The sequence below is a fragment of the Acidaminococcus sp. BV3L6 genome (assembly GCF_000468835.1).
In the GTDB taxonomy this organism is placed as follows: Bacteria; Bacillota; Negativicutes; order Acidaminococcales; family Acidaminococcaceae; genus Acidaminococcus; species Acidaminococcus intestini.
This window is the reverse complement of record NZ_AWUR01000055.1, coordinates 38798-59525: the sequence shown is the minus strand read 5'-3', so window position 1 is coordinate 59525 and position 20728 is coordinate 38798. Positions and strand designations below refer to the sequence as shown.

The window sequence follows — 20728 nt, the reverse complement described above, 5'->3', positions numbered from 1 at the left end:
TCTCATGGCAGAACAACTTGCTAACAACCTGTGGCGCCTGGAAATCCCTCTCGTGGGAAACCCCCTTAAGGCTCTCAATAGCTACCTCATTACAGGAGAGCGCAACCTTCTCATCGATACGGGGTTCAATGAAGAAACATGTCGAAAGGCCATGGTGGAAGAACTGGACGCTATCGGCGTGGACCTTACGCGGACGGATATCTTTTTGACCCACGTCCACAATGACCATACGGGTCAGTCGACGTTCCTGCACCGTGAGGGCTGCAAGATTTACATCAGTCGCATTGACGGCACTATCATGCGCAATCTCAAGGATCCGGCCTTCTGGGACAAGCGCTACGAAAAATGCGTCCAAAATGGCTTTACGAAAGAAGAAACAGATGGACTGCGCCGCGTCAATCCTGCCCAAACGAAAGGACCGGAACCCTTTGACGGCTACACATATCTTGAAGACGGCGACAAACTGCATTATGGCGGTGTGGACCTTGAGGCGATTTGGACGCCAGGCCATACACCAGGACATTTCTGCCTTTACGCGCCGACGGAAGGCTGGCTTTTTTCCGGAGACCACATCCTCTTTACCATTTCTCCTAATATTTGCGACTGGGAAAATGTGGCGGACTCCTTAGGTGCCTATCTCGAGAGTTTGGGAAAAGTGGAGAACCTTGAAGCGCCCCATCCCTTTCCAAGCCATCGCCGCGTCATGGGCACCATAAAAGAACGCGTAAAAGCCCTTCGGGAACACCATGAGCGCCGCATTGCCGAAGCGCTCCGTATCGTAACCGAAAAGCCGGGGCTGACGCCTTATGAAATTGCAGGCCGCATGCAGTGGAAGATCCGATCCCGCAACTGGGAAGAATTTCCCCTCGCCCAAAAATTCTTTGCCGTCGGCGAAACTGTCGCCCACCTGGACTACCTTCGCCTGCGGGGGAAGGTGGTTCGTGAAACGGTGAAGGGGAAGAATCGATATCGAGCCGTGTAACGATCAGCCAACCCAAGGATTATCCTCTTACAAAAGCTAAATAAAAACCAAGAGCCCAAAACCAAACCTGCGTCTGAATTTGGTTTTGGGCTTTTCTTACGATTTTTGCCTTACAATCTTTTGCGTTTCAATCTTTTGCCTCTGTGTTTTTCCCTTCGTGTTTTCGCCTTGGAAACGGCGAATGCCGTTCCGCCTTACCAAAGCGGGGGTATCCACCGAAAAGGCTTGCTTGCGAGCGTGGATGGTGGATGAGGAGGAGCAGTTTGGTGCCGGCGTTCTGGTCTTTCTTCTATTTACATGATTCAAATGGGGCTCAGATTGGTTCAGATGCTAGGAAAAAAGCTGCAGGCTGACGAAGCCGCACACGCATTTTTGTGCTGCTAGGAAGTCTGCGTCTTTTTGACAACGCAGATGGGCCGATATGAGCTTCAGGCGAATCATGTTTCCTCTAAAAAACCGAAAAAATTCCAAGAAGTGGCTCGCCCAAGGGCTCCATTTTTTCGGGCGACTTTAACATGAAATTGTGGTACGTAATCTCTTGCGAATCGCCATGCCTTCCTTGCTCTCAAAAGAATCATTTCTCAAGCAAGGATGGCAAGTAACTGCATTGAATCGGCGCGATTTCTGCGCCGAGTAAAAATAAAAAGGACGCCCAGGCGTAGGCGATCCCCAAACGTGGGACGGTCCATCGTACGATAGGCCATGAGGCCATTGTTTCCACAAAATCTTTTTCAAGCAATGGTCTCACGTACTTCATTAAATCCGCCCGATTTTTGGGCTGAGCAAAAAACTCACTTCACATACCCATCATAAACCCGGCGCGACAAATCCGCCACCGACGCATACGGCGTATAATCCCGCGTAAATACAACGAGGACATAGTCGCCTTTTGCCGTATAGACGATGCCCCCATCGTGGCGCAGGTCGCGCACCTCGCCCGTCTTGTGGGCTACGACCGTGCCTTTGGGGAGCTTATCGGGAAGCATATCCGTATCGACCTGGGCCTTATAGATGGCAAGCATTTGGGCATCAAGGTCCTTACTTACGCATTTTCCCTGATAAAGACGCTTAAAAAGAAGCCCCACGTCCCTTACGGTGGTCATGTTTTCGGCGCCTTTTTTCGCGGCATCAAAATCCATCATCTTGCGGCGGAGCGTCGTATCCTTATAGCCGTGCTCCTTAAGGTAGCGGTTGACGCGGTCCATGCCCAAGCGGTCAATCATGAGGTTTGTCGCCGTATTGTCACTGTGGATGATCATTTCATCCAGGGCTTTTTTTACCGTGACCGTCGTACCCTTGGGCATTCCTTGAAGGACGCCGGATCCAGCAACAACGTTTTTATCCGTTAGGGTAAACGTCTCTGTAAGGCTCAGTTTCCCGTCCCTAATATCCTCATAGGCGGCAGCAAGGATGAAGACCTTGATCATACTGGCTGCCGGTGTCTGTACGCTGTTGCGGTAATATCCCTTTCCCGTTTTAAGGTCGGAGAAATAGACGCCGTAGGGTGCGGCACCTTTGACGGTCTTTGACACAGCTGCAAGGTTTGCCGGCACATTTACCGCCGCCATAACAGGCGTGCTCCACAGGGTGACTGTAAGGAGCGCCGCCCCCATAAGGGCCGCGCCTTTTTTCATCATATCCATCATAAAAATTTCAGTCCTTTCTTTGTAAGCGCCTCCCGCAAGCCCTTCATAAAGGTAGGCCCGGGATCAATCTTTCCATGGTAATAGTTCGGCACGTCTTCGCGCCAAAGGTCCGTCTGTTTCGCCTTATCCTGCTCATAATGACCAAGGACCGTCGTAAGGGTCGGGTACTTATCCTTCAAATAGGAAATGAGAGCAATATTGGCCCTAAGTTGGGCCTCCGTAAGGTCTTCTTTACCCCTGGCGCCGCCCACGTTTTCAATGCCGATGGCGCACCAATTGAGCCCAATGGCATGGCGGGCAAGGGCCGTTTCCGGCATGAGCTGCCAAATGGCCCCATCCCGGCCCACAAGAAACTGGGCGCCCACATTGAGCGTGCCATAGGAAAGCCTTGGATTTTCCTCGGCGTAAAAAAATTGGTATGTTCCCTCTTGGGAATCATTGGCCGTCCAGTGGACGACAACGGCGCGGGGTTTGATGTCCGTCATTTCCCGGCCATAGTGAAGCTTGCTGTAAGCTTTCATGAGTGTGTTGCGTTTGGGTGATTGAGCCACGTACTTTTGGATGATGGCCGGCCGTTCCGCCTTTTTTCCCGGTGCGGAAAAACCGCAGGCGCTCGGCAGCAACAGGGCGCAGCTAAAAAGGATCAAGAGCCGTTTTTTCACGAATGCACGCCCTCTTCGGCAAGGGGATCCGGTCCATAGCGGTTCTCCCCTTCCGTTCCCTTTTCGGCGCAAAGCATAAAGGCAACATAAAGGCCATAAAAGGGAACCCATATAAACGCCACGATCTCCCCTGATTTTCCTAAATCATGGGCACGGCGAATGGCAAGCATGAGAAGGATCATCTGGGGCATGATGAAAAGAGCCATCATCACGAGGCTGTTTACCATCATGAAAAGGACAATAAAAAGAGGCCCGCTCGCTTCCTGCAGCGTCTTGGCAAAATAAAACTGCCCGGCCATATAAAGGGCTACGAAAAGAAATGATAAAGCAAAAACAGAAAGGCTGCGCAGGAGATAGGCCTTGCGGCAGAGCCGTCCCTTTGTTCCCCAATAGTCGGCTTTGAAACGCTCAAAAAACGTTTCTGGCTCCTTTGGTTCCTGATGATTGGAGGCGGCCTCTATCACAGGTGTTCCGCACGCTGGGCAGAACGCGGCGTTTTCGGGAAGAATGCGGCCACAGTGAGCACAATAGTTGGTCATCATATTTTCTCCTTTCAAAAAAGATTCTTTCCTTCAAGATCCTGCGGCTCCAAAAGCTGGAGGCCATGGGCCTTTAAGAGGCGCGCCGTAATGCCAGGCTCCTTTACAAGGGTTTTCGTAAAGGAGCCATCGTAGCGGGATGAAACGCCGCAGCTGGGACTTTTTGCCTGGAGGATAACAAGATCGGCGCCCTCTTTTTGCGCAAGGTGCAGGACTTTTTCAGCCCCTTGATCATAAGCGTCCGTCACATCAAGACCGCTTTGGGTCCTGACGCGGCCATCAGGCTGGATTTCTGCCGGCGGGCGCGGCGTCAACAGTCCGCCCATCACTTCTGGACAGATGGGAATGACGCGGGCATGAGAGGCTTTCAAAAAGGCCTGGACCAACCGGTGGGGCTTACTTTTCCCGTCATAGCGACAGGGCGTTCCCAAAAGACAGGCACTCACAAGGATGGTTTTTTCACTCATGACAGGGCCCCCTTAAAATGCTGCTCTACATTGCGGATGGAATAGATGACCATAGGCACAACAAAGAAAGTCGCTGCAAACCACGCCGCCTGGTCAGCCCAAGTAATGGCATCATAGCCAAAGGAGCCAACAAAAAGGACGGACACGACGGTGCGGGCAATCATCTCAAGGACCCCGCTCATCATGGCCTTGCGGGCATTGCCCAGGCCTTGGATGCTCATGCGGCACACATTCAAGATCCCCAGCACCCACAGACAGTACCCCATGCGGCGCAGGTAAAGGGCGGCAAGGTCCAGTTCGACGGTATTTGCCGCGTCAAGAAAGAGCAGGCACAGGTCCCGGCCCCACAAAATCATAGCAAAAAGGCCAAAAATCGCACCGTAAAGGACGCTGACGATGGTGCCCTTGTAAATGCCCTTGCGGATGCGGTCCGTCTGGCGGGCACCGAAGTTTTGGGCCACAAAAGTGGAAACAGCCGTGGCAAAGGCATCAAAAGGTGCGAGAAGAAAGAGCTTGATCTTTGTTCCTGCCGTAAAGGCCGATACAAACTGCGTTCCCAGGGAATTATTGGCGCTCTGCATGACCATGGAGCCAATGGCCGTAATGGAGTACTGCAGCCCCATGGGAATACCGATGCCCATGAGGTCTCTTCCTTCAAGGAAATCGTAGTGACGGGCCTCTTCTTCGATATGAAGGACATCGTAACGGCGCGCCACCGCATAAAGGCAAAGGAGCGCCGAAAGGGCCTGAGAAAGGACCGTGGCCAAAGCCGCTCCGGCAACCCCCATCCCAACATTGACGATAAAAAGAAAGTCCAGTCCAATATTAAGGATCGACGCCACGGCAAGATAGATAAAAGGCGTCTTGGAGTCGCCAATGGCCCGCATGAGTCCAGCAAGATAATTATACATGACCGTAAAGGGAATCTCACAGAAGATGATGATGAGATAGACCCATGCATCATGAAAGATTTCTTCCGGCACCTGCAGGAGATGGAGAATGTGATTGCAGAAAACCGTCGTCAAGAGGGTCACAAGGCCAGCAAATAAGGCGGCAAGGATTCCACCTGCATATTCATAGCGGTGCATGCCGCTGTAATCCTTGGCGCCAAAGCGCTGTCCCACAGGGATGGAAAAGCCCAGACTCATGCCAATGCAAAACCCCATGACGAGGAACTGGATGCTTGTCGACGAGCCTACGGCGGCAAGGGCCTTAGCCCCCAAGGTTTGTCCCACAATGGCCGTATCGACAAGATTATAGGTCTGTTGGAAGAAGTTCCCCATGAGAAGAGGCAGACTGAATTTTACAATAAGAGGCAGGATGGACCCTTGGGTCATATCCTTAGTGCGGCTTTGTGCCATACAATCACTTCATTTCTTTTTCGTTAGGACCGGTCCGCAATCTTTTGAAGGACCCGTTCCTTTTCGGCCCCCTCATAAAGAACAGGCCGATAGTCATTATAATAAGGTGTCGAGGAAATGCGGCAGGCAATGTGCGTGCCGCCATCAGAACCATGAAGGTACCCATCTTCAAAGGCAAAGCGTTCCTGGTAAATGAGGGCATCTTTGTCACGGGGATTACTGTTGCCGCCGAAGCAGAAATTTCCCAGACTGTAGATGATGCGCCGCCCTTTATAGGTCTCCGTTCCCTGCACAATGTGGGGATGGGCACCCAGAACCAAATGAGCGCCGTGGTCGATGGCAAGATGGGCAAGATCGCGCTGGTTCTCGTCGGCATAGGGCTCAAGCTCCGTTCCCCAGTGGAAATAGCAGATGATGAGACGGGCGCCCTTTCGCTTCACTTTTTCCAGTTCCGCAATGAGCTGTGTCTCCGCGCCGCCCGTAAGGTCGTTGATACCAATCAGGCCAACGGGAATGCCCTTGATGAGCATGACGGGGCTTTCTTCGTAGCCAAAGGGCATGACGCCAGCCTTTCCTAAGGTGCCGAACGTATCCCAATAGCCTTCATTCCCATAGTCATAGCTGTGATTATTGGCAAGGGTCGCTGCTTCGACGCTGCCTTCCGTAAGAACCCGCACATAGTCGGCCTTTCCTTTAAAAGCAAAGGTCTTGTCCTGCCGGTCCGTACTTTCTGTCAGGGCTCCCTCCATATTGACAAGGGTGAGATCATCATGGGCAAAGATTGACGCTACGCCCTTCAAAAAGACCGATGCATCCCCATTGGCCGCGTCATAGGAAGCGGGAAACGTCCCCTCATAGCCAAAGGACTCATCCGTTCCAAGGGTGCAGTCCCCTGCTGCGGAAATGGTAAGGACCGTAACCGTCTTTTGCGGCGGCTCTTCCTTTGGCGGTACCGGTCTTTCCTGTGTTACGACGGCAATCCTTGCAGGAAGTTTCTGCTGCAGTGCATAAGAATCGTGCAGGGGAAGGTCTTCCCTTTGCGACAAGCCAATGGCGATTTCCGCCTCGTGAACCTTGAGGAGCGGCGGCAGCTCCTTTTTAGGTTCTGCCGTGCCGGGTAGGATGACAAAGGCCGTAAAAGCAAAAAGGAGCGCTCCTTGGCGCAGGGGCCAGGGAAAACGCGAAATTTTTTTCAAGAAAGAAAAACAGGGCGGGATGGTCATGATGACTGGCTCCTTTAAACGACAATGGTCAGTACCATTGTACATTATTTCAGGGGAAATTGCGAAGAAAAAGAAGGGGATCGGCTGCCACACAACAAGATATTGAAAAGATGATCCGCTCTCTTACAATCTTTTGCCTCCGTGTTTTTGCCTTACAATCTTTTGCGTTATGATCTTTTGGCTCTGCGTTTTTCCCTTCGTTTTTTCGCCTTGGAAACGGCGAAAGCCGTTCCGCCTTACCAAGGCGAGGTATCCACCGAAAAGGCTTGCTTGCGGGCGTGGGTGGTGGATGAGGAGGGTGGTTTGGCGCCGTGCGCTATGGTCTTTTAAGGCACTCATTGGCACATGTGACGCCGGACTCAAACCGCCCCCTAACGGGGGGACGGGTCCAAACTTAATTCGCCCAGGGACATGTTTCTCAGACTTCCGCTATCGCTTTAAAAGCGTCCTTCGAAACTCCGGGCGAATCTGCCTCGCTAACCGCTCGCAAGGATACGTCACTGGCATTCCTCATCCACCACCAAAACGGCCAGCCTTTAATTTTAAATACGTAAGGCTGGCCGTTTCGGTCCCCCGCCTTGGCAAAGGCGGATCGATGCTGCGCATCGAGTTCTAAGGGAAAAGACCGGTCGAAGGACGTTCCAGCAACTGCCATTGTGCTTCCTACGTTTCAAAAAGACCCGCTTCTTACAAAAACCGAATATAAGATAAGAGCCCAAAACCGAACCTATCTCTACGTTCGGTTTTGGGCTTACCTTGTGTTCTTTTGCCTTACAATCTTTTGCGTTATGGTCTTTTGGCTCTGCGTTTTTCCCTTCGTTTTTTCGCCTTGGAAACGGCGAAAGCCGTTCCGCCTTACCAAGACGGGGTATCCACCAAAAAGGCTTGCTTGCGGGCGTGGGTGGTGGATGAGGAGGGCGGTTCTTGCCCGACGTTCCGGTCTTTTCTTCCAAGTGCTTTTTGCGAATTCGGTTCAGATGACGTATCGTCATCCTCCATTACCTCGTTAAGATCAGGAAGCAAACAATGGGGGCACACCCTTATGGAGAATCGGAGCGATGTATGCTCCGCCCTAAAACCCAAGCGCCTCATTCACCAAGATTACCTTGATCCGGCCTTTTTCCTGGGAAAAGCGCGTCACAAGGAGATTGCAGCAAATGGTATCAGGCGACTTGCAGTCGGCACAGGCTCCATTCACCTTGCACGGAGTCTTTCCATTTGGGAAGCGCTGGGCATTGATTGGGGCCGCAACGTTCCTGACCCGATAGACAGCATGTTCCACATCCTTTGTCACCTTGTTCATACCGACAATCATAAGGACTTGCTTCGGACCGTAGGCAATGCAGGAAACGCGGTTCGAATTCCCGTCAAGGTTCACAAGGACGCCATCTTCCGTAATGGCATTCGTACTTGATAGAAAGGTATCGCAGCTGTGGGCTTTCAGCATCATCTCCCGCTTTTCTTCGGGCGTCTTTTTCGTATCCCGGTTATAAACCGTGTACTGCCCCTGGATCAGGGCTTCCTTGAGTCCGATTTCCTCAATGGAATAGGTCCCGCCCCAGCTGACGCTTGAACCTTTGGGAATCAAGTCCAAAGCAAGGCCTAGGGCTTCGTCCTTTGTTTCTACAAAATAGCCTTCCATATTGCGGCTTTGGAGTCCCTTGATCACTTTTTCCGCTACTTTGCGGTTCCGTTCCTTTTCAAATGACAGCATGACCATCTCTCCCCTCTGTGAGTGCTTGTTCTTTCCCTCTTATTATATCACGGAAGAAAAGGCAGCGCCTATTATTTAACGACACTTGGAAGCCACGTAGCAAGTTCTGGAACAAAGCAGAGGAAGAGGATTTCTACCGCCATGACACCGATATAGGGAATGACGCCGCGGATGATGTCTTCCATGCGGCTCTCGGGACTGACGCCTTTGAGGACAAAAAGATTCATGCCTACGGGCGGCGTGATAAGGGCCATTTCCATGTTGATCTGCATCACGACATTGAACCAAATGGGATCAAAACCCAACTGTTTGATGATGGGGTATAAGATGGGCACCGTGATAAAGATAATGGAGACGGTTTCAAGGATGCAACCCAAAAAGAGCAGGAGCAGATTGATCAGAATGAAAAAGACCCAGCGGCTCACTTCCACTTCGGCAACCATCATCGTAAGGGCCTGGGGCACCTGCAAAATGGTGAGAACAAAGCCAAAGAGGGACGCACCGATCATGATGGCAAAGATCATGGCCGACGTTCCCACCGTCTCCATGAGAATGCCCGGCAGGTCCTTTACGGAAAGGGTTCGGTAAATCACAAAGGTGATGAAAAGGGCATAGACCGTACCGACAGCGGCTGCTTCCGTCGGCGTAAAGGCCCCCGTATAGATGCCGCCCACAACGATGACAGGAAGGAGCAGTCCCCAAATGGACCCTTTCAGGGCAGCAAAGCGTTCGGAAAGGGGCGCCTTTTTTTCAAGCTTTAAATGACGGGAGCGGTAGACGACGATAAAAATGAAAAAGACCGTCATGAGCACGCCGGGAAGGACACCACTCATAAAAAGCTGGCCAATGGATTCACCCGTAATGGACCCATAAAGGATCATGGGAATGGACGGCGGAATGAGGATACCCAGCGTTCCGCCGCCGGCCACGGCGCCCAGTACAACGGACCGGTCATAGCCCCGTTTCAGCATTTCCGGAATGGCAATGGCTCCGACTGTGACCGCGCAGGCCACACTGGAACCTGTAATCGCGGCAAAGATGCCGCAGGCGACAATCGTCGCAATGCCAAGGCCGCCGGGCAGATGCCGCAACCACTTATTGCCCAGGTCAAAAAGGTCTTCCCCGACCTTTCCCTTGAGCAAAATGGCGCTCATGAGGATGTAAAGCGGCACGGCGCAGAGGACAAAATCATCGAGAGCCTTATAGGCCAGGATGGGAATTTGCTCCAGGGCGCCGTCACCGGGCATAAAAAGCACCATGCCCAAAAGACCCGACGCACCCAAGGAAAAGGCCACAGGAACGCCAATGGCAAGAAGCACCAGTAAGGCAAAGGTAAAGATGACAATCATGCGGCCTTTCCTCCTTTCTCGTTACGGTAGGCCAGAACGGATTCGCCAAAGAGGCGGACAAACTGCAGGAACAGGACCCCGATCCCAATGGGCATGGACAGCTGGGGAATCCACAAGGGCATGCGCAGCGTACTTGCCGCCACCATGTCAAGGTCATAGGATGTATAGACCATTTGGGCCGATGTATAGCAGAAAATGACTGTAAAAATCATGCAGATGATAGAGACGGCCATGCGCAGGACTTCATTTGTCTTTTGAGGCAAATGGGAAATCATCATATCAACATGGATATGGCGACCCCGGGCCATAGCTTCCCCCATGCCTAAAAATCCCGCCATGAGGACGCAGTAGGTAGATAGCTCCGTGGCCCATTCCGTCGGTTCATTGAAAAGCCCGCGAGATACGACTTCATAAAAAATCGAGAAAACAGGGACAAAGAGCAGGATGCCCGCAAGGACGGCCGTAAAATTTGTCACTTTTTCAAGGATCCTGTTATAGACAGCAAATATAGATTGCATGGACTTCGCCCCTCCCTTCCTTAGACTTTTACGGCCATATCAAGGACCGTTTTGCCAATCGAACCCGTATGATTCAGGAACGTATCCCAAACGGACTTTGTCGCCTTGCGCCAAGCAATCAGTTCATCTTCAGGGACTACGTAGATTTCCATGCCTTTGGCCTTGAGATCCGCCAGGCCCTTTTCATCCATGGCCTTCGCATTTTTTCGGGTCTCTTCTTGCACTTCCTTCGCCGCTTCCATAAAGGCCTCCTGCTGCTCCTTACTCATCTTGGCAAAGGAGCGGTCGTTCATGGCGAGAATGAATTCCGGCGATGCATGGTTCGTCACGGTGAGATACTTGGCCACTTCGTAGATTTTGCGGTCCCGCATGGCGCTCGTGCCGGAACTTTGTCCATCAATGGTGCCGCGCTGCATAGCCATATAGACTTCTGCAGAACCCATGGTCACGGGCGATGCACCGAGGGCCTTGATGGTTTCCGACGCAATTTCGCTGTAACCACGGATCTTCAGGCCCTCAAAATCTTGCGGCTTTTGGATAGGCTTCTTGTTATTGGCAAACTGGACGAAACCGTAGTCCGCCCAATAGACGACCTTGACATGCTTTTTCGCCAGTTCATCAGCAAGGGTCCTGCCCATGCCTCCATCGATGGCCTGATCGATTTTTTCGTAGCTAGGAAATACAAAGGGCACATCAAAGACTTCCATAGCAGGCACCACCGTCGCCCAGCGACCCACCGTATTAAGGCCCATATCGACACCGCCTGTCATGATGGCATCGTTCATGCTCTTGTCGTTATAGAGCTGCCCTGCCGGATAGGCCGTAATCGTCACCTCGCCATGGGTCTTTTCCTTCACCTTCTGGATAAAGGATTCGACACCCTTTGCCAGGGGATGGTCCGCTGGCAGATGATAGGCAAGCTTGTACTCGATCTTGCCGCCTTGACCGCTTGTGGCTGCTTCCTTTTTGCCGCACCCCGCAAAGGCTGTCATCAGGACCGCCAGACAGGCTGCCGTCATCACTTTCATCATCTTCCTCGTTTTCATCGTTTTCCTCCTTGTTCCACACTGGCAAGGCCGCTGTATACTGTATCCATAGTTGCAACATAAAAATAACCCCTGCTGGATCTTCTCCAGCAGGGGCGTTGGTTCGCGGTACCACCCTACCATTGTACTCTTGGCCTTATAACGCATCCATAGCGCCTTACCCTAGGGGACGCGGCCCTTCAGATAAGGGGTTTACAGGTGAGAAGCATGCCCTATCCGCACTGCCTCGCATCACCCGGCAGCTCTCTTAGCTTCATCGTTCATGCTATTCCTGATCATTACCTTTTGCTTGTAAAAATTGTATTGACGCAAGTATACCACAGAATTGAAATGTGTCAACAAAATATTTTATATTTTCTCTATCCGATAGCATTTTGTAAACTTACTAACAACATAGCTTAATTTTGTCTTTTTAAAACGAACATTCCCGAAAGAAAAGCAAAATGGTTCCGAGAGGATAAAAGGTCCCTCTTTCTATGCTATAATGGGAAAAATCCATCACGATAGGAGTGGGTTCCTTCATGATCAGTTTTCTCCTCTTCCTGATCCAGTTTGCCATCGACTACGTCATGCTCGTCGTGCATCTATATTTCATTATCCAGGCTCTTGTCATTTTTACGCCCTCCACATGGTTCCGCCCCCTGCACACAGGTGGCCTCACCAGTCAGGATGTGACCTTGCTTCTTGCCCTCTGCCTCATCATTCCTGCCCTTTTGAGCCGTTTTTCCTTTTTCCAGTCCATCCTTCTCCATGTAAACGGCGCGCGCAGAGCCAAAGGCGATGATCTTGCCTACATCGAAGCCTGCCTTGACCCAGTGCTCCAAAAAGCGGGCCTTCGGCGCAGTGACTTTACGCTCTATATCCAAGACACGGCAGAGCTCAACGCCTATGCTTTTGGCGACCATCATATCGTCGTCTTTAAGGGGCTCCTTGACCAGCTTCCCATGGACGAGGTGAGCGGTGTCCTCGCCCATGAATTGGGTCACCTCCATTATCACCATACGCAGTGGCTGCTCTTAAGCTACGGCATGAATCTTCCCATTACCTTCGTCAGTGGCATCTACCGGGCCATCGTCTTTATGCTCCGCATCTTTCTCATCATCCCCATCTTGGGCCTACTCATTTCCCTCATGGTCTTTTTCTGCAACCTGTGGATCCAGGCCTTGAGCTTTACCATGAATTTCCCGCTCCACCTGCTCCGGCTTGTCAAAGCAAGGCAGGACGAATATGCCGCCGACAGGTACGCCTTTGAAATCGGCTACGGCGTCGAGCTCCATAACGCCCTCTTTGACATATCGGGCGGCGGTGCTGACGCCCCCGGATTTTTTGGCCGCCTATGGTCCGATCACCCTGTGACACGAAAGCGGCTCGAAAAACTAAGGGAACTTGTGACCCAGGTAGAAGGCAGGGACGCAGAGCAAGCGGAATAAGGCTGCCCCTCGGCCACGCCAGACCGAATCCATAAAAAAATGCAAAACACGGCCCAAGGAGCGCGATTCATGCACTCCTTGGGCCGTGTTTTGCATTTTGAAGAAACCCACACAGGACGAGTTTCCCGTCATGAGCGGGCCGCCTATGCCGGTCATGCTCATGACAGCGGCACCGCCTCCTCACTGCAAGGCGAAAGGCTTTCTCAATCAAGCACCAATAACAGCGCCATCTTGAAAGGGCCCTGTGCCGTAACCGCATGACGGCCGCCTTTATCAAAAACGAAGCTTTCACCAGCAGAAATGAGATGGTCCGTTCCTTCATAGGTGATGACAGCTTTCCCTTCAAGGGCCATGACAAGGGCCTTTCCGGGAGCCGCGTGTTCCGTAAGGCCCGTCCCTTCACCAAAGCCCATGAGGGCCAGTTTCATATGGGGCGACGAAACAACGTCACGATTGACAATCTTTCCCGCTTCTGTCGGGACAAGGTCCTTGAATACAAATAATTGACCAGCCTCAAGATTCATGATGAGATCCTCCTTTGTCGATAGTTCGGTATAAAATCGCACCGCTTTCTGTGTGGACGCCAAAAGCAACACCAAGAGGAACAATGAGACTATTCCCTTGGGAAAGGGAAAACGCGGTGCGGCCCGCTTGGACCGTCATGGCCCCATCAAGTACCGTCAGGAGCTTAGGATAGGCATAGGTCTCTGGGCTGATATCCGTACGGGGCGCAAGGGAAAACGCGTGAAAGGCAGCTGAAGGTCCCATAAGAAGCTGCTGCGAAACCGTGCAGCCTGGGACATAAGCATTTTCTTTTACAATGGAAAAAGGCGTATGAACGGCTTTCATAGTCGGTTCCTCCTTTCGTTACTTGTAGTATAGGGGAAACGGTCATGTGATTCTGTTGGTAAAACAACAAAAATAAAGAAAGTTCTCCTTTCGTCCCCTCTTTGAGGCATCAGGCAAGATTCCCCGTTCTTTGTCCCTCACCGCTCCCAACACGGTCAGCATCGCTCCCAATCCCCATTTGCCCATCCCCTGACTTTCCGGTACAATAAGGGAAAGGAATGATTCGGCAGCCTGAGGGGCAGGATGCCGCAGAAAAGGAGATGCCTTATGCTTAACTATCTTGTTTTTATTGCTGCTGCACTCATCGGGTTCCTGCTCCGCCAGCTTGAGATCCCAATTCCCTACATGCTGGGCGGGATTCTTGCCGCCTTTTGCTGTAAAACCTTTTATAGACCAACATTTTCTGGGTCCCTCTCCCTTCGCAACGCCATGCTGGGCATAGCGGGGTACGGCATTGGGGCCCACTGCACATCAGGCACCATCATGCGCATGGGCGCAGAACTGCCCGGCGTCCTGGGGGCCTCTCTCAGCACGCTTTTTGTTTCCGTCTGTGTTGCCATCTACATGGCCCGCCACACCTTTGCCAATCTGCTGAGCAGTGTCATGGGCTGCCTGCCTGGCGGCTTGACGCAGATGACGCTCCTTATGGAAGAATACCATGATGCCGACGAAAACGTCGTCGTCGTTTCCCAATGCCTGCGCCTTTTCGTCGTTGAAGTGAGCGTTCCTTTCCTTGCCATCAACCTATTTGGCGGGATCCTGACCAAGACCGCCGCGCCGGACCTTTTGGCAGGCCTTGTCACAGACGGGATGAAGCTCTTTCACCCGGGCTGGCTCATCGTTTTTCCCCTTGCCGTAATGGGGCAGCTTTTTGCCCGCAAGGTCCATCTGCCCACGGGGAACCTTTTAGGGCCCATCCTCTTTACCGCTTTTTATGCCACACTCTGGGGTCCGATTCCTTCTGTTCCCCCCGCCGTCATGGCTTTTGCCCAAATGAGCATTGGCATCTATATTGGAACCATGCTTGACCGGGATAAACTGCTGCGAACCAAGCGCCTTGTTCCCAATGTCCTTGTTGGCTCCCTGCTCATGGTCGGAACCAGCGCGGTCGTAGCCGTCATCATCGGAAAAGCTTACGGCTATTCTCCGATTGGCGCTTTCCTTGCCGTAGCTCCCGGTGGTATTGCTGAAATGTGTCTAGCCGGCATGGAAATGAGCCAGGATGTTGCCATGATCCTCACCTACCAGCTGATCCGTGTTCTCATGCTGAACTTTGCCGTGCCCTTTGCCATTAAACGCTTTTTCCCCAAAGAAAGCCTGTAAGCGGAAGGATTGGTGAAAAGCTGCCAATGGTCAAAAGCATATGGGAACCGGTGAAAGACAAAATAACGCCTTTCCCGCTCTTTTTTCTTGATTACCGTAACGTTTCTTTTCAAAAATCAAATCAATTATCCATAATTTAAAACAACTATTTTAATTTCAGTAAAATTTGAATTTTACCGTCGTCGTCCATATACCGCATGATTACAAGGATTTCAGCCATTTCATAAGGTTTTTCTTATTATTTATATTTAAAACTTGTTATTTGAAAGTCCACCTAATCTATGATAGGATTCAATTGTGAAGGATTTGAGAACAGTATCACCTTCACTTGGCTGCGGGGTCGCCCGCGCCCCTTTTTGCGAATGTGAAACGGCGCCACGCCTTTCCCTTGGGCCCACTGTCATCGGACCGCCATTTTATTTTTTACGGGTCCTGACGAAAGCGCGTGACAAATGGACAGCTGTCCCCTGCCCCTTCACATCCCAAAAGCCATTCAAGTTTCGAAAGGAGTCCAATCATGAGCGACGAAAAAAAGAAAAGTTTCACCCCCTTTGGCCTTAGTTGGCCCCTCTGCCTCGGCTTCATCATCATTGTGGCCGCAGGTGTTATGACCGGTTCCCTAAGCACTGATCTTGCTGGTGGTTTTGCCTTCATGCTGGCCCTCGGTATTATCTGCAACGAAATCGGTGAACGCATCCCCTTCTGGAATTCCTATATCGGTGGCGGTCTCGTTCTGACCTTCCTCGTTTCGGCTTATCTGTTTACAAATAAGATGGTTCCCGCCAAATATGCCAAAGCCGTTGGCATGGTCATGGATCAAGCTGACTTCCTGAGCTTCTTCATTGTCTTCCTGATCTGTGGTTCCATTCTTGGTCTGGAAAAGAAACTCCTGCTGAAATCCTTCGCTGGGTATCTGCCTGCCATCTTTGGCGGCCTCATCGGCGCGGCCGTGCTCGGGGTTGCCGGCGGCCTCGTCTTTGGCATTGCCCCGGATATGATCCTTCTGAACTATGTCCTTCCCATCATGGGCGGCGGCAACGGTGCCGGTGCTGTACCGCTTTCCCAGATCTATGAGACCGTAACGGGCGACAAGGCAGCCAACTACTACACCTTCGCCATTACGATCCTGACCATTGCGAACATCTTCGCCATCCTGACGGCGGCTATCCTGAACCAGATCGGTCATAAACATCCGCAGCTCACCGGCGACGGCAACACCCTGATCCGTACCGGCCTTGATATCGAAGCGGAAAAGAACGATGCCATTCCTTCCATCAAGGAAATGGGCGGTGCCTTCTTCATGGGCGTTGGCTTCTATGCAGCCGGCCGTCTCATGGGTAAAGCCATCCTGCCGAAAGTCTTCGGTGTTGCCATTCATCCCTTTGCTTGGATGATCATCATCGTTACCATTGCAGCCATGACAGGGATTGTCCCGAACGCAACAAAAGCAGCAGCTAAACGTCTGCAGTCCTTCATGAGCTCCTGCCTCGTTCTCATCATCATGGTCGGCGTTGGTGCCGATACGGACCTGAACCAGCTGATTGATGCCATCAACCTCAGCAACGTCGTCATCGCCTTCCTGATTGTTGTCGGCGCCATCATCGGTTCCGCAATCGTCGGTCAGCTCGTTGGCTTCTATCCCATCGACTCTGCCATCACCGCTGGTCTTTGCATGGCAAACCGCGGCGGTTCCGGCGACCTTGCTGTACTGGGTGCTTCCCATCGTATGGGCCTCATCGCCTATGCCCAGCTGTCCAGCCGTCTGGGCGGCGGTATCGTCCTGATCATCGGATCCATCCTCTTTGGTGCCCTCATTAAATAAGAACCTGTCAAAAACTTCCTGCTTCCTTGAGGCGGGAAGTTTTTTTCTCAAGGAAAGCAGATCCATAACACCGCGGATTACAAAAATCCATTAAAAAAAGCAGTCCCCCTTTTTAGGGGAGGTCAAGGCCCCTTGACACATCAATCCTTGAACCAATAGGCTGTAGATAAAGACCATTCATCGCTCGAAGGAGGTTTTTCTATGAAAAATGCAGTCGGCCGTGAAATTCCAGATGAAATCCTTGCACGAACCGGCAAAGAAGTCTTTAAAGGCAGTTTCCATAACGACCAAAAAGTGTATCGGCGCGCGGCCAATCAATCCCGCGCCCATATAGTGCCAACCCGCAGCAAGGTCCTTTCCTCCATCAAGGACGCCCTCATTGCCGGCGGGGTTCATGACGGCATGACCTTTGGCTTCCACCATCATTTCCGCGAAGGGGACTATATCGTGAACCTCGTCATGGAAGCTGTCCATGAGATGGGCATCAAGGACATCACCATCTGTGCCAGCTCCCTAGGAAAAGCTCATGATCCCATCGTCCCCTATATTGAAGACGGAACGATCACGGGCATTGAGTCTTCCGGTGTACGCGGCAAGATTGGCGAAGCCATTTCCACAGGCAAACTGAAGAAACTCGCCATCATGCGCAGCCACGGCGGCCGTGTCCGGGCCATCGAATCAGGGGAAACACACATTGATATGGCCTTCATCGGCGCCCCCACCTGTGACCCTATGGGAAACTGCCGTGCCGTCGGCGGAAAAAGTGACTGCGGCGTCCTGAGCTATTCCATGGTCGATGCCCAGTATGCAGACTATGTCGTCGCCATTACGGACACCCTGGTCCCCTTTCCCAATATTCCGGCATCCATCTCCATGACAGACGTGGATGCTGTCGTTGTGGTCGATGCCATTGGCGACCCGGTTAAGATTGCCACAGGGCCAGCCAAACCGACAACGGATATGCGTAAGCTCCTCATGGCCCGCTATACGACAGAATTTCTCATCCACACCCCCTACTACAAAGAAGGCTTCTCATACCAAACAGGTGCGGGCGGCGCTTCCCTTGCCTCGACGGGTATTCTTGCCGAACATATGAGAAAGGACGGCATCCATATGGGCCTTGCCCTCGGCGGCATCACAAAGACCATGTGCGACATGATGGACGAAGGCCTGATTGACCGTATCGTTGATGCCCAAGTCTTTGATACAGGGGCCATTGAAAGCATCAAGAATCATCCAGGCCGACATATTGAGATCTCAACCAGTGAATACGCAGACCCCTTCAACAAAGCTTCCTACGTCAATCATCTCGACTTTGTCATCCTCGCATCCTTAGAAGTGGATACCCACTTCAACTGCAACGTTGTCGTTGACTCAAGCGGCATGGTTACAGGCGCCCAGGGCGGGCATCCAGATACAGCGGCAGGGGCCCAATGCACCATCGTCATCGTACCGCTGCTGCAAGGCCGCATTCCTGCCGTGAGGACCGAATGCACCACCATTACCACGCCGGGCGAAACAGTGGACGTTGTCATCACGGACTTTGGCATCGCCATCAACCCCAAGCGTCAGGACCTCATCGACGCCATGAAAGGTGTCGACCTTCCCTTCTGTACCATAGAAGAACTGCGCGACAGGGCCTATGCCATTGCCGGCGTCCCCGATGCCGTCACCTTCAAGGACCGCATCGTAGGAATCATTGAAGCACGGGACGGATCGATCATCGATGTCGTACGAGAGATCGGTGAAGCTAAGAGTTAATCAGTCAAACTCGGGCTGACTAAAAAAGCGCCACAACCGAAGGATCCGGTATGGCGCCGTACGCTATGGTCTTTTAAGGTACTCATTGGCACATGTAACGCCACCGGCCCCAAACTGCCCCCTCATGGGGGAACGGGTCCGAAATGATTCGCCCGGGAACCTGTTTCTCGGACTTTCGCTAACGCTTTAAAAGCGTCCTTCGAAACTCGGGCGAATCTGCCTCGCTAACCGCTTGCAAGGAAACGTCGCTGCGCTTCTCATCCACCACCAAAACCGGTAAATTTTGTTAATCAATGCTTATGGAAAATTCCCGGTTTCGGCCCCCTCCTTGGCAAAGGCGGATCAATGCGCTATATCGAGTTCTAAGGGAAAAGACCGCATGGCAGGGCTGGATCTGGTTGGAACTATGTGAATCCTTACCATAGAAATCGCTTTTGAACGACAGAAAACGTGCCTTTGACAACAAACTTGGCGCCGGTCTCACGGTCTTTACCCTCCAAGTCTTTTAGCTTGATAGCCGCGTCCTTGGCCGCGAGAAAGCCATTCGGGCCTTGCCCGAATAAGACAGCTTGACAGCCTTTTACACGATCCCCCACCGTGAGGCGGGTCCTCCTCTGATACGCCATGAGCCCCTTGCTTCAGGTAATCTTTCCTGAAAGCAAGGGGCTCACGTTCTACATCAAATTTTTGCTAACCGCTTCTGCTTCCCCATCTCCCTCACAAAGAGTCCCCCAATCAGTACATCGGCGGCAAACCAGCTAAGCGGATAGCACCACATGATATTCCGAAAAGTCGGATCCGCCTCATAGACCGTTGCAAGCCATAGCATCCGTGTGCCGACGATGCTGACCAGCATGCCAAGAGCCGGTGCAAGGGAGTTTCCGAAGCCACGCATGGACGCGGCAAGGCTTTCATAGATAGACGAGAGAAAATAAAAGCCGATGATGATATGGACACGCATCATGCCAAGTTCCATGGCATCAGGTTCTAGGCCAAAGACCTCCAAAAAGGGCCGCGCAGCCAAAAAGACAAGCACCGTCAAAAAGCAGGTAAAGCCAAAGTTCAGCGTCAGGCCTTTTTTCACTACGTTCAAACAACGCTTGATATTGCCCGCACCAAAGTTCTGACTGGTAAAAGTCGTCACCGCCTGCCCAAAAGCATTGATAAAAGGATAGGTATTGATTTCAAGGACATAGGCCGCTGCCGAAGCAGCCATGGCAAGAGACCCTTCGCTGTTGATGGCCGACTGGATAACAAGGTTCGAAAAATTAAAGACCATCCCCTGGATACCTGCCGGCACACCAACGCGGAGAATTTCCTTGATGTCCTCCATGCGGACGCGGATGGCACCGGGATAAAAATGGAGCACCCCATGTTCATAACGCAAAAGACGCAGGAGAAGACCCGAACTGATATAGTTTGCGATAGCGGTCACGGTTACAACGCCGGCAAGGCCAAACCCTAAAAAGACAGCCAGCAAATTGCCTGCAATATTGACGATACTTGCCGTTACAAGGGAAAGAAGCGGCGTCCTGACATTGCCATGACTGCGGTAAATGGCCGATAAAAAGTCATAGAGCGTCATCCCTGGCATTCCCAATAGATAAACGCGCAGATATAATTCCGAAGCCTCCCGCACCTCAAGAGGAACCCCCATCCAGCCCATGAGGGGCCCCGCAAAGATTTCGCCCACAAAAAGGATAAAAAGCCCCGTGAGTCCGGCCATAAGGACCGTTGTATGAATCGCTTCAGAAGCTTCCTTCAGCCGTCCTCCGCCAAGTTTCCGGGCAATCAGCACATTGGCGCCGAGGGAAATCCCCAGGAAAAGATTAACGAGAACCCCAATGACAGGTGCATTGTTGCCCACCGCGGCAAGGGCCTCCGTCCCAACAAAACGGCCCAAGACCATAATATCTGCAGTATTGAACATCTGCTGCAGGATACCAATCATTGCAACAGGGATTGCAAATTGAAAAATAGGTCCCACAAGGGATCCTTCCAGCATATTGATTTGCGCTCGGCTCATCTAAACCACC

Annotated in this window: 19 protein-coding genes; 5 read left to right on the top strand and 14 right to left on the bottom strand. The window is 52.0% G+C overall.

The window, feature by feature from the left end; genetic code table 11:
- The first annotated feature begins 4 nt into the window (after positions 1-4).
- Positions 5-982: an MBL fold metallo-hydrolase gene (locus tag HMPREF1246_RS09910; protein WP_021737384.1), complete on the top strand. Its 978-nt coding sequence runs from the start codon at positions 5-7 to the stop codon at positions 980-982.
- A 791-nt stretch (positions 983-1773) separates the two neighbouring features.
- Here HMPREF1246_RS09910 and HMPREF1246_RS09905 read toward each other — a convergent pair.
- The 11 genes from HMPREF1246_RS09905 to HMPREF1246_RS09850 form a co-directional block, all read right to left on the bottom strand.
- Positions 1774-2619 carry a serine hydrolase gene (locus HMPREF1246_RS09905; RefSeq protein WP_231368289.1) on the bottom strand — a complete coding sequence of 282 codons (846 nt, stop codon included), beginning with the start codon at positions 2617-2619 and terminating at the stop codon, positions 1774-1776.
- Positions 2620-2624: 5 nt separating this feature from the next.
- On the bottom strand, positions 2625-3290 hold the full coding sequence (locus tag HMPREF1246_RS09900; RefSeq protein ID WP_009016310.1) for an N-acetylmuramoyl-L-alanine amidase: 666 nt from the start codon (positions 3288-3290) through the stop codon (positions 2625-2627).
- Positions 3287-3832, bottom strand: a complete 546-nt coding sequence (locus HMPREF1246_RS09895) for a zinc-ribbon domain-containing protein (RefSeq protein ID WP_009016311.1) — start codon at positions 3830-3832, stop codon at positions 3287-3289. The genes HMPREF1246_RS09900 and HMPREF1246_RS09895 overlap by 4 nt, the downstream gene beginning before the upstream one ends.
- Positions 3833-3843: 11 nt before the next feature.
- Positions 3844-4296, bottom strand: a complete 453-nt coding sequence (locus tag HMPREF1246_RS09890) for a DUF523 domain-containing protein (protein WP_009016312.1) — start codon at positions 4294-4296, stop codon at positions 3844-3846.
- Entirely contained in the window at positions 4293-5657 is a 1365-nt protein-coding gene (locus HMPREF1246_RS09885; RefSeq protein WP_021737444.1) for an MATE family efflux transporter, read from the bottom strand. The genes HMPREF1246_RS09890 and HMPREF1246_RS09885 overlap by 4 nt, the downstream gene beginning before the upstream one ends.
- Before the next feature lie 23 nt (positions 5658-5680).
- A complete protein-coding gene (locus HMPREF1246_RS09880; RefSeq protein ID WP_231368287.1) occupies positions 5681-6853 on the bottom strand; it encodes a CapA family protein in 1173 nt (390 codons plus the stop codon).
- Positions 6854-7298: 445 nt separating this feature from the next.
- Positions 7299-7535, bottom strand: a complete 237-nt coding sequence (locus tag HMPREF1246_RS09870) for a hypothetical protein (protein WP_035224790.1) — start codon at positions 7533-7535, stop codon at positions 7299-7301.
- 417 nt (positions 7536-7952) lie between these two features.
- Entirely contained in the window at positions 7953-8594 is a 642-nt protein-coding gene (locus HMPREF1246_RS09865; protein ID WP_016459903.1) for a lactate utilization protein, read from the bottom strand.
- 71 nt (positions 8595-8665) lie between these two features.
- Positions 8666-9943 (bottom strand): TRAP transporter large permease, encoded by a 1278-nt coding sequence (locus HMPREF1246_RS09860; RefSeq protein ID WP_009016316.1) that lies wholly within the window; start codon positions 9941-9943, stop codon positions 8666-8668.
- Entirely contained in the window at positions 9940-10461 is a 522-nt protein-coding gene (locus HMPREF1246_RS09855; protein ID WP_021737405.1) for a TRAP transporter small permease, read from the bottom strand. Before HMPREF1246_RS09855 ends, HMPREF1246_RS09860 begins: the two co-directional genes overlap by 4 nt.
- A gap of 20 nt (positions 10462-10481) precedes the next feature.
- Positions 10482-11507 carry a TRAP transporter substrate-binding protein gene (locus HMPREF1246_RS09850; RefSeq protein ID WP_021737447.1) on the bottom strand — a complete coding sequence of 342 codons (1026 nt, stop codon included), beginning with the start codon at positions 11505-11507 and terminating at the stop codon, positions 10482-10484.
- A gap of 521 nt (positions 11508-12028) precedes the next feature.
- On the opposite strand from HMPREF1246_RS09850, the gene HMPREF1246_RS09845 reads away from it, so the two are divergent.
- Positions 12029-12937 (top strand): M48 family metalloprotease, encoded by a 909-nt coding sequence (locus HMPREF1246_RS09845; protein ID WP_021737414.1) that lies wholly within the window; start codon positions 12029-12031, stop codon positions 12935-12937.
- Between the two features lie 203 nt (positions 12938-13140).
- Here the strand turns inward: HMPREF1246_RS09845 and HMPREF1246_RS10930 are convergent, their stop codons facing one another.
- Both HMPREF1246_RS10930 and HMPREF1246_RS10925 read right to left on the bottom strand, forming a co-directional pair.
- Positions 13141-13461 carry a cupin domain-containing protein gene (locus tag HMPREF1246_RS10930; protein WP_021737388.1) on the bottom strand — a complete coding sequence of 107 codons (321 nt, stop codon included), beginning with the start codon at positions 13459-13461 and terminating at the stop codon, positions 13141-13143.
- Positions 13451-13786: a hypothetical protein gene (locus tag HMPREF1246_RS10925; RefSeq protein WP_021737397.1), complete on the bottom strand. Its 336-nt coding sequence runs from the start codon at positions 13784-13786 to the stop codon at positions 13451-13453. Before HMPREF1246_RS10925 ends, HMPREF1246_RS10930 begins: the two co-directional genes overlap by 11 nt.
- Before the next feature lie 267 nt (positions 13787-14053).
- On the opposite strand from HMPREF1246_RS10925, the gene HMPREF1246_RS09835 reads away from it, so the two are divergent.
- The 3 genes from HMPREF1246_RS09835 to citF all read left to right on the top strand — a co-directional run bounded on the left by HMPREF1246_RS09835 (position 14054) and on the right by citF (position 18692).
- Positions 14054-15109: an AbrB family transcriptional regulator gene (locus HMPREF1246_RS09835; protein ID WP_021737398.1), complete on the top strand. Its 1056-nt coding sequence runs from the start codon at positions 14054-14056 to the stop codon at positions 15107-15109.
- A gap of 517 nt (positions 15110-15626) precedes the next feature.
- Positions 15627-16931, top strand: a complete 1305-nt coding sequence (locus tag HMPREF1246_RS09830) for a 2-hydroxycarboxylate transporter family protein (protein ID WP_016459898.1) — start codon at positions 15627-15629, stop codon at positions 16929-16931.
- Positions 16932-17132: 201 nt separating this feature from the next.
- Complete coding sequence (gene citF, locus HMPREF1246_RS09825) at positions 17133-18692, top strand: citrate lyase subunit alpha (RefSeq protein ID WP_021737392.1); 1560 nt, start codon at positions 17133-17135, stop codon at positions 18690-18692.
- Positions 18693-19371: 679 nt separating this feature from the next.
- Here citF and HMPREF1246_RS09815 read toward each other — a convergent pair.
- Positions 19372-20718: an MATE family efflux transporter gene (locus HMPREF1246_RS09815; RefSeq protein WP_021737410.1), complete on the bottom strand. Its 1347-nt coding sequence runs from the start codon at positions 20716-20718 to the stop codon at positions 19372-19374.
- Positions 20719-20728: the final 10 nt, after the last annotated feature.

Coding starts and splice junctions, on each gene's coding strand:
- HMPREF1246_RS09910 (WP_021737384.1), top strand. CDS start 5: ATGGCAGAACAACTTGCTAACAACCTGTGGCGCCTGGAAATCCCTCTC.
- HMPREF1246_RS09905 (WP_231368289.1), bottom strand. CDS start 2,619: ATGATGAAAAAAGGCGCGGCCCTTATGGGGGCGGCGCTCCTTACAGTC.
- HMPREF1246_RS09895 (WP_009016311.1), bottom strand. CDS start 3,832: ATGATGACCAACTATTGTGCTCACTGTGGCCGCATTCTTCCCGAAAAC.
- HMPREF1246_RS09890 (WP_009016312.1), bottom strand. CDS start 4,296: ATGAGTGAAAAAACCATCCTTGTGAGTGCCTGTCTTTTGGGAACGCCC.
- HMPREF1246_RS09885 (WP_021737444.1), bottom strand. CDS start 5,657: ATGGCACAAAGCCGCACTAAGGATATGACCCAAGGGTCCATCCTGCCT.
- HMPREF1246_RS09870 (WP_035224790.1), bottom strand. CDS start 7,535: ATGGCAGTTGCTGGAACGTCCTTCGACCGGTCTTTTCCCTTAGAACTC.
- HMPREF1246_RS09865 (WP_016459903.1), bottom strand. CDS start 8,594: ATGCTGTCATTTGAAAAGGAACGGAACCGCAAAGTAGCGGAAAAAGTG.
- HMPREF1246_RS09860 (WP_009016316.1), bottom strand. CDS start 9,943: ATGATTGTCATCTTTACCTTTGCCTTACTGGTGCTTCTTGCCATTGGC.
- HMPREF1246_RS09855 (WP_021737405.1), bottom strand. CDS start 10,461: ATGCAATCTATATTTGCTGTCTATAACAGGATCCTTGAAAAAGTGACA.
- HMPREF1246_RS09850 (WP_021737447.1), bottom strand. CDS start 11,507: ATGAAAACGAGGAAGATGATGAAAGTGATGACGGCAGCCTGTCTGGCG.
- HMPREF1246_RS09845 (WP_021737414.1), top strand. CDS start 12,029: ATGATCAGTTTTCTCCTCTTCCTGATCCAGTTTGCCATCGACTACGTC.
- HMPREF1246_RS10930 (WP_021737388.1), bottom strand. CDS start 13,461: ATGAATCTTGAGGCTGGTCAATTATTTGTATTCAAGGACCTTGTCCCG.
- HMPREF1246_RS10925 (WP_021737397.1), bottom strand. CDS start 13,786: ATGAAAGCCGTTCATACGCCTTTTTCCATTGTAAAAGAAAATGCTTAT.
- HMPREF1246_RS09835 (WP_021737398.1), top strand. CDS start 14,054: ATGCTTAACTATCTTGTTTTTATTGCTGCTGCACTCATCGGGTTCCTG.
- HMPREF1246_RS09830 (WP_016459898.1), top strand. CDS start 15,627: ATGAGCGACGAAAAAAAGAAAAGTTTCACCCCCTTTGGCCTTAGTTGG.
- citF (WP_021737392.1), top strand. CDS start 17,133: ATGAAAAATGCAGTCGGCCGTGAAATTCCAGATGAAATCCTTGCACGA.
- HMPREF1246_RS09815 (WP_021737410.1), bottom strand. CDS start 20,718: ATGAGCCGAGCGCAAATCAATATGCTGGAAGGATCCCTTGTGGGACCT.